Origin of the sequence: Actinoalloteichus fjordicus, assembly GCF_001941625.1 — a bacterium.
Lineage (GTDB): Bacteria > Actinomycetota > Actinomycetes > Mycobacteriales > Pseudonocardiaceae > Actinoalloteichus_A > Actinoalloteichus_A fjordicus.
In genome coordinates this window covers 5,175,785-5,183,048 of the sequence record NZ_CP016076.1, presented here as the reverse complement: position 1 = coordinate 5,183,048, position 7,264 = coordinate 5,175,785, and the positions used below count along the sequence as shown (strand labels likewise).

Annotated in this window: 6 protein-coding genes; 5 read left to right on the top strand and 1 reads right to left on the bottom strand. The window is 72.2% G+C overall.

What is annotated here, in order from left to right; translation table 11 throughout:
- Positions 1-46: 46 nt before the first annotated feature.
- The 5 genes from UA74_RS21880 (at position 47) to UA74_RS21860 (ending at position 6,018) form a co-directional block, all read left to right on the top strand.
- Complete coding sequence (locus UA74_RS21880; RefSeq protein WP_075765326.1) at positions 47-469, top strand: hypothetical protein; 423 nt, start codon at positions 47-49, stop codon at positions 467-469.
- On the top strand, positions 456-2,102 hold the full coding sequence (locus tag UA74_RS21875; RefSeq protein WP_232237365.1) for a sensor histidine kinase: 1,647 nt from the start codon (positions 456-458) through the stop codon (positions 2,100-2,102). The genes UA74_RS21880 and UA74_RS21875 overlap by 14 nt, the downstream gene beginning before the upstream one ends.
- A complete protein-coding gene (locus tag UA74_RS21870) occupies positions 2,099-2,758 on the top strand; it encodes a response regulator transcription factor (protein WP_075765324.1) in 660 nt (219 codons plus the stop codon). Before UA74_RS21875 ends, UA74_RS21870 begins: the two co-directional genes overlap by 4 nt.
- A 231-nt stretch (positions 2,759-2,989) precedes the next feature.
- Positions 2,990-4,651 carry an SLC13 family permease gene (locus UA74_RS21865; protein WP_083683475.1) on the top strand — a complete coding sequence of 554 codons (1,662 nt, stop codon included), beginning with the start codon at positions 2,990-2,992 and terminating at the stop codon, positions 4,649-4,651.
- A 182-nt stretch (positions 4,652-4,833) separates the two neighbouring features.
- Positions 4,834-6,018 (top strand): glycerate kinase family protein, encoded by a 1,185-nt coding sequence (locus UA74_RS21860; RefSeq protein ID WP_075765322.1) that lies wholly within the window; start codon positions 4,834-4,836, stop codon positions 6,016-6,018.
- Positions 6,019-6,526: 508 nt separating this feature from the next.
- Here the strand turns inward: UA74_RS21860 and UA74_RS21855 are convergent.
- A complete protein-coding gene (locus UA74_RS21855; protein ID WP_075744089.1) occupies positions 6,527-7,108 on the bottom strand; it encodes a GNAT family N-acetyltransferase in 582 nt (193 codons plus the stop codon).
- Positions 7,109-7,264: the final 156 nt, after the last annotated feature.

Here is a 7,264-nt window from a genome sequence, read left to right as displayed (position 1 = left end):
TGTCGGCTTCAGTCGCGGGTGTTCGCGATCTGAGAGAGTCCAGGCCATGAGCCGCTCCTCCACGGTGCTCTCCCTGGTCGCCGCCCTCGCGTTGCCGTTGTGTGCGGTCGCGACCATCAGCCTGCTCGACCGCCCGACCGAACCGCCGCCCCACCCGCACGTCGTGCGGATCGGCGAGTCGTACTCGTCGCCGAGCGCCGCCGCCGAGTCGGCACCCGAGGGCGGGTCGGGTGAGCGGCCCGCGCCGCCCGAAGACGATGACGCGGGCTCGTCGGATGCCGACGATGCGCCGGGTTCCGCAGACGGTGATGATGCGTCGGGCGGCCCCGACGATGATGATGCGTCGGGCGGCCCCGACGAGCCAGGGCCGACGCGACTGCCGCCGCCACCCCCGGTGGACGCCGACGACGATGACGACGATCGGCCGGACTCCGACGACGACGATGACGACGACGATGACGATGACTGAGCCCGTCCGGCCCGGCGGGACTCGAACCGTCGGGCCGGTGCCGGACGACATTCCGGCCTCGGCGGGCCCCGGTCCCGGCTTCGCAGGCGCGGCGGATTCACCCGCCGAGGCGGCCCGGCCCGACGGCGACCCTCGGGGCGCCGAGCCCGCAGCGGTGCCGCCCGCCTCGGCGGCCCGCAGGCGCGGGCCCTCGGCGCGGGTGCGGATCATGGCCTGGCTGGTCCTGGTGATGGCCTCCGGACTGATCACCATCGTCCTGGTCGTCCGGCAGCTGCTGCTCAACGACATCGACCAGCGGGTGATGCGCGTCCTGAACCAGGAGTCCCAGGAGTACGCCGCCTTCGCCGCCGTCGGGCGGGATCGGGCGGGCGCCGTCGTCACGGACCCTGCCGAACTGCTGGACCTCTATCTCGGCGCCCAGTATCCCGACGAGTACGAGACGCTGATCGGCATCGTCGACGCCCCCGGCGGGCTCGACGCGGTGAAGCAGCCGCACGAGTCGGTCCGCGACGTCGCCCTGTCCGACGAACTGCTGCGCTCCGTCGTCGAGGACCCCGCCGCATCGGGGACCGCCGTCACCGAGGAGGGCGAGCTGCGGTGGGCGAAGGTCGGGACCCTGCCCGTCGACGCCGCCGAGTCCGAGGCGGCGGCGGCCTGGTTCGTCACCGGATACCTCGTCGAGCCCTCCCGCAGACAGGCCGATGACACGCTGCGGGCGCTGACGCTGGTCGGCGCGGGCGCGCTGCTCTCGGGTGCGGGGGTGTGCTGGCTGGTCGCCGGGCAGATCCTCGCTCCGGTACGACAGGTCCGACTCGCCGCCGCCGCTCTCACCGAGCGGGACCTCACCCATCGGCTGCCGGTGCACGGTCGGGACGACATCGCCGCCCTCACCGAGCAGTTCAACGCGATGCTCGACCGGCTGGAACGGGCGTTCCGCACCCAGCGAGAGTTCCTCGACGACGCGAGTCACGAACTACGCACGCCCATCACCATCGTGCGCGGGCACCTGGAGCTGTTGGGCGATGATCCCGCCGAGCGGGCGGAGGCGATCCGCGTCTGCACCGACGAGCTCGATCGGATGTCTCGGATGGTGGACGACCTGTTGCTGCTGGCCAGATCCGAACAGCCCGACTTCGTGACGCCTGCCTGGGTGTCGGTGCCCGAGCTGAGCAGTGACATCGACATCAAGCTGCGCAGCCTGGCCGATCGGCGCTGGCATCTGGAGGCGATCGGTGAGGGGGAGGCCTGGCTGGACCCGCAGCGTGTCACCCAGGCGGTCCTGCAACTGGCGCAGAACGCCGTCTCGCACAGCGGACCGGGTGACATCGTCCGATTCGGCTCGGCCCTCACCGAGGACACCGCCTCGTTCTGGATCACCGACACCGGTCCCGGCGTGCGTCCGGAGGACGCCGAGCGGATCTTCCGCCGGTTCTCCCGAGGGCCGGGCGAGGGACGGGTCGGTGGCGCCGGGCTGGGGCTGGCGATCGTGACGGCGATCGCCGACGCACATCACGGCCGGGCCCATCTGGTCTCCCGGCCGGGGGAGGGCGCCACGTTCGGACTGGCCCTGCCCGCCAGGCCCGCCGAGGAGGACGGCGTCGACGGACACCACGACGAGGGAGGCCGGACATGACCCGCGTGCTGATCGCCGAGGACGAGGCACGCATCGCCGCGTTCATCGACAAGGGCCTGCGGGCCAACGGATTCGTCACCACCGTCGTCGGCGACGGCGAGGCGGCGCTCGCGAGTGCGAGCTCGGGCAACCACGACCTGATGGTGCTCGACATCGGCCTGCCCGGTCGGGACGGCTTCGAAGTACTGCGAGCACTGCGACGCGGCCGGATCACCCTTCCGGTGATCATCCTGACCGCCCGCGACTCGGTGCACGACACCGTCGCCGGTCTGGAGGGCGGCGCCGACGACTACATGACCAAGCCGTTCCGCTTCGAGGAACTCCTCGCGCGGGTGCGGCTGCGGGTGCGGTCGGTCGATCGGGTGCCGGACCTGTCGGTGCTGCACGCGGGTGATCTCTCGCTGGACCTGCGCACGCGGCGGGCACGGCTGCCGGGCAGGCTGGTGGACCTGACCGCCAGAGAGTTCGCGCTGCTGGAGTTGTTCCTTCGCCATGCGGGCCAGGTGTTGGCCCGTGAGCAGATCCTGTCGCACGTCTGGGGTTACGACTTCGACCCCGGCTCGAACGTGGTGGACGTCTACGTGCGGACCCTGCGACGCAAACTCGGGGCCGATCGCATCGTCACGGTCCGAGGCATGGGCTACCGCTTTCACTAAGCGCGGGCGGCCCGTGAACCCCGCTCGTGCGCCCGGCAGGCCCGGCCCGCCTCGGGCCGCCCGCTCCCCTCTGGTGCGCTGCCGTGCCGCAGGCCGCCTCGACCGAGGTGACCAGCGGACGGCGCGTCCGCGTCCTGCCCGGCAGACGAGTCCTGTGCGGCGCCTGGACCGTCGCGCCGCACATGAGAACTCCTTCATGATCCGTTCACCCTGACATCAGTCTGCGGACAGATGCTGGTCAACGTGACCGAACTCGACACCGACCGGGAGCCTCCGCTCACCGTCTACGCGACCACCCCGCCGCCGAGACCGGTGGCAGGTCGCGCGGGCGCCTTTCCGGCCGCCGCGACGTCGAGAGTGTCTCCACGGTCCAGAACCACCACCACGGCGACGAGCGGGAACGCCGCGACGAGGCGCACCCCGACGGCTGCGTCGACACGGCGGGCGAGCGGTGTGCGCCTCGTCGGTCTGCTGGTCCCGGTCGCAGGCGCGATCACGCTGACCGTGCTCTACACGGTGCTTCCCGGCCCGGACGCCGGACTGCCCGCCGAGGGCAGGGTCACCCTGGTGGTGTTCGCGGGTGCCGTTCTGGCCTGGACGTGCACGCGCTGGGACGACACCTTCGTGGCGCTGGCCGCCGCGCTGACCCTCACGTTGATCGGCGTGTTGACCGCCGACGAGCTGTTCGGCTCGTTGGGCGGCGACGTGATCTGGCTGCTGATCGCCGCGTTCGTACTGGCGGCAGGCCTCACGGCTGCCGGACTGCCAGAACGCCTCGCCGTGGCGCTGCTGACCAGGGCCAGGACGGTGCGCGGGCTGGTGCATCTGCTCACCGCCGCCCTGGTGGGCAGCGCACTGCTGGTGCCCGCCACCTCCGGGCGGGCGGCCCTGGCACTGCCGGTGTTCCTCGCGGTCGCGCGAACCCTGTCCGGACGGGAGCGGGTGGTACGGGCGTTGGCGCTGCTGATCCCCACGGTGATCCTGCTGTCGGCGGTGGCGACGCTCACCGGAGCAGGGGCACACCTGATCACCGTCGAGGTCTTGCGCACCGCGACGGGCAGCGGCATCGGCTTCGGCGCCTGGCTGCTGGCGGGCCTGCCGCTCGCGGTGCTCAGCTCCCATCTCGCGGCCGAACTGGTGCTGTTACTGATGACCAGGCGGGCCGATCGGCGGGAGCGGCTCGTCGTCCGCCGAGCCGATCTCGTCGAACAACGCGGAGCGGGATCGATCGGACCGGACCGGATGCGACCGGACCGCCGGGCGAAGTACGTGCTGGTGCTCGTCGGTCTGGTCGCCGTCGCCTGGTGCACCGAGACCTGGCACGGGGTGGAACCCGCCGTGATCGCACTGATCGGAGCGCTCGCCGTCGCCGCTCCCGGCATCGGCACCGTGTCGCTGACCGCAGCCCTGCGTTCGGTGCCCTGGTCGCTGTTGATGTTCATGGCCGCGACGGCGGTGCTCGGCGGCGCGCTGCTCGACTCCGGCGCGGCCGACTGGCTGATGACCGTCCTGCTGAGCGGCATCGCCGCCGACGAGGCATCGGCGGCGGGCTTCCTGGTGGCCGTGGTGGCGCTCAGCACCGCCGCTCATCTGGTGCTGCAGTCGCGATCGGCGAGATCCTCCGTGCTCATCCCGTTGCTGCTGCCCGCCGCCGTGGTCTTCGGTCTGAACCCGGCCGCCGTCGCCTTCGCCTCCACGGCGGCCGCCGGGTTCTGCCACACGCTGCCGTCGTCGGCGAAGCCGGTGGCGATGTTCGCCGACCTGGGCGACGTCCCCGGCTACGGCCGCCGCGACCTGCTGCGGCTGTCGGTCTTCCTCGCCCCGCTGCTGGCAGCGCTGGTGATCGGCTTCGCCTGGTTCGGCTGGCCGTACCTCGGCCTCCCGCTGCGGTGATCGGCCGTGCGGTCGGCGGCCGTGCGGTCGCGCGGTGATCAGGCGCCGTGGCCAGACGGTCCATCGCATTCCCTCGTCGAGTCGCGCCGCCCGGTGACGTTCCCGGCGAGGTGACTCCCCTCCTCCGGCCGCCCCGACGGCCGGACCCACACATCTCACCCACCCCCGCAAGGAGACGTCTCATGATCGCCATCAGCACCGCCGCGCCGCTGCGCATCGTCGTGGCCCCCAGCGGATTCAAGGAGTCCCTCGACGCCGAATCGGTCGCCGAGGCCATCGCGGCAGGCGTTCGCCGCGTCGTGCCCGACGCGGTCATCGACTCGATCCCGCTGGTCGACGGCGGTGAGGGCTCGGCGCGGACCCTTGCGCGGGTGACGGGCGGCGAGATGATCCCGGTGACGGTCACCGGTCCGCTCGGCACACCCGTCGACGCCCACATCGCCATCCTGGGCGGCCCCGGGGAGCGGACGGGCGTGGTGGAGATGGCCGCCGCCGCAGGACTGCGCCTCGTACCGCCCGCATTCCGCGACCCGGGCCGCACCACCACGCGGGGCGTCGGCGAGCTGATCCTCGCCGCCCTCGATCACGGCTGTCGTCGCATCCTCGTCGGCTGCGGTGACTCCGGGACCTGCGACGGGGGAGCAGGCGCCTTACAAGCCCTCGGCGTCGAACTCACCGATGTCCGGGGCGAGTCGATCCGACCGGGCGGAGCCGCGCTGACCGGGGTGCATCGGATCGACATCGGCAGGATGGACCCGCGCCTCGCGGACACCGGCATGGTGCTGGCCTGCAACCCGCACAACCTGCTCACCGGACCGGCGGGCGTGGCACGGGTCTTCGGACCGCAGAAGGGCGCCGACGCCGAGCAGACCGCGCAGCTGGCCGCCGCGATGGATCGGTGGGCGGCCGTGCTGGCCGAGCACTGCGGAACAGAACTCGGCAGGGTGGCGGGCAGCGGCGCCTCCGGCGGTCTGGGAGCGGGGCTCGCCGGTGTCCTCGGCGCGCGGCTGCGACCCCGGTTCGAGGTGATGCTCGACCACGTCGACCTCGACGCGGCGCTGGCCACGGCGGACCTGATCATCACCGCCGAGGGCGCGATCGACTTCCAGACGCCGCACGGAAAGGTGCCGTCCGAGGTCGCGCGCCGGGCCAAGCCGTACGGCAGGCCGGTGATCGCGCTGGCGGGCACCATCGGGCGGGGTGCCAGGGACAACTATGCGGCCGGGATCGACGCCTTCGCGGGCATCCTCGCCGCACCGGTCGAGCTCTCCGAGGCGATTGCCAGGGCAGCCGAGCTGATCACCGACGCCACCGAGCGGGCGCTTCGGCTGGTCCTGGTCGGTGCCGCGATGGGCCGTGCGGCCTGAGCGCCTGTCTGTGATCCCCACTGTCCTGTTGCGCGGGGCAGGCGCGGCGATCTGCGGCGTTGTCGTCAGTCGACATCACTTTCGTTATGCCTCTTTCCTCCGCCTGTCAGCTCAGCCACGCTGATCCCCGCTCACGACTCCAGGGGGACCACAGACAGGCTCTAAAGGGGCATCTGATCAGGTTCGGCGTCGGAGCCGGTCGGCGTGCAGACCGGCCGCTCCGGTCCGGCTGTGGGCTGTGAACGGGCCGCCGGGGCCGTCGGCAGGCCGGTGCCGTCGCGCCGGGACTCGATCAACTGCGCGGCGCGGCCGAGTGGCACCTCGTGGAGCAGGCCTGCCGCGCCGCGACTCGTCGGCGTCGCCGCTCCGACGCAGGCGACGGCGGCACCCGAGCGGAGTCCGCAGGCGGCAGTACCCGGCAGGGCCGAGACCCGGACCTCGACGAGACCCGCTCGGCACGTCGGCCGTGCGCGCTGCCGCCGCAGCCGTCGCGGTGTCGCGGTGTCGTTCAGCGCGGACGGCCTCGGCGAGGTCCGCCCTCGGCGCCGCTCGCCTGTTCCTCGTCGCGCAGCTCGCCCTCGAGCAGGCCCATCAGGATCATGTCGTGCCAGCGGCCGTCCCGGCGGAATCCGTCGCGAATCCGACCCTCTTCGACGAAGCCGAGCTTGCGGTAGACGTGTCGTGCCGACTCGTTCTCCGCGACGACGGACAACTCGACGGCGTGCAGCCGCATCTGGTCGAACCCGTAGCGACAGAGCAGCCGCGCGGCCTCGGTGCCGTAGCCGCAGTTCCAACGGTCACGCTCGCCGAGATAGATGTTCAACTCGGCGCGACCGGTCTCCGGCCTGCCGTCCACCAGCATCGCGACCCCGACGAGCGCGGAGTCGGCGATCACCTCGATGCCGAGCAGCAGGAAGGAGTAGTCGTTGCTCGGCCGGGCGGCCGCCCGCTCCTGCGCCTGAGCCAGCGACTCGGGGTAGCGAGCGGTCAGCCACCGCATCACCTCGGAGTCCTGGTTCCAGCGCCACAGCGACTCGACCTCATGGGGCTCCATCGGCCGTAATCGCACCAACCTGCCGGACAGCCACATCGACCTCACCCGTATCCCACTCGCAGCCGGACCACCGACGTCGGATGTCACCATGGCAGCGAGCGGTGCACCCGCGCCAGCGAATTTCGGGGCGCACGCCCGACGGGGCGGCGGTCCAGGGCAGGTAGGTCCTATCCGACCGCCCGGTCGGCCCGA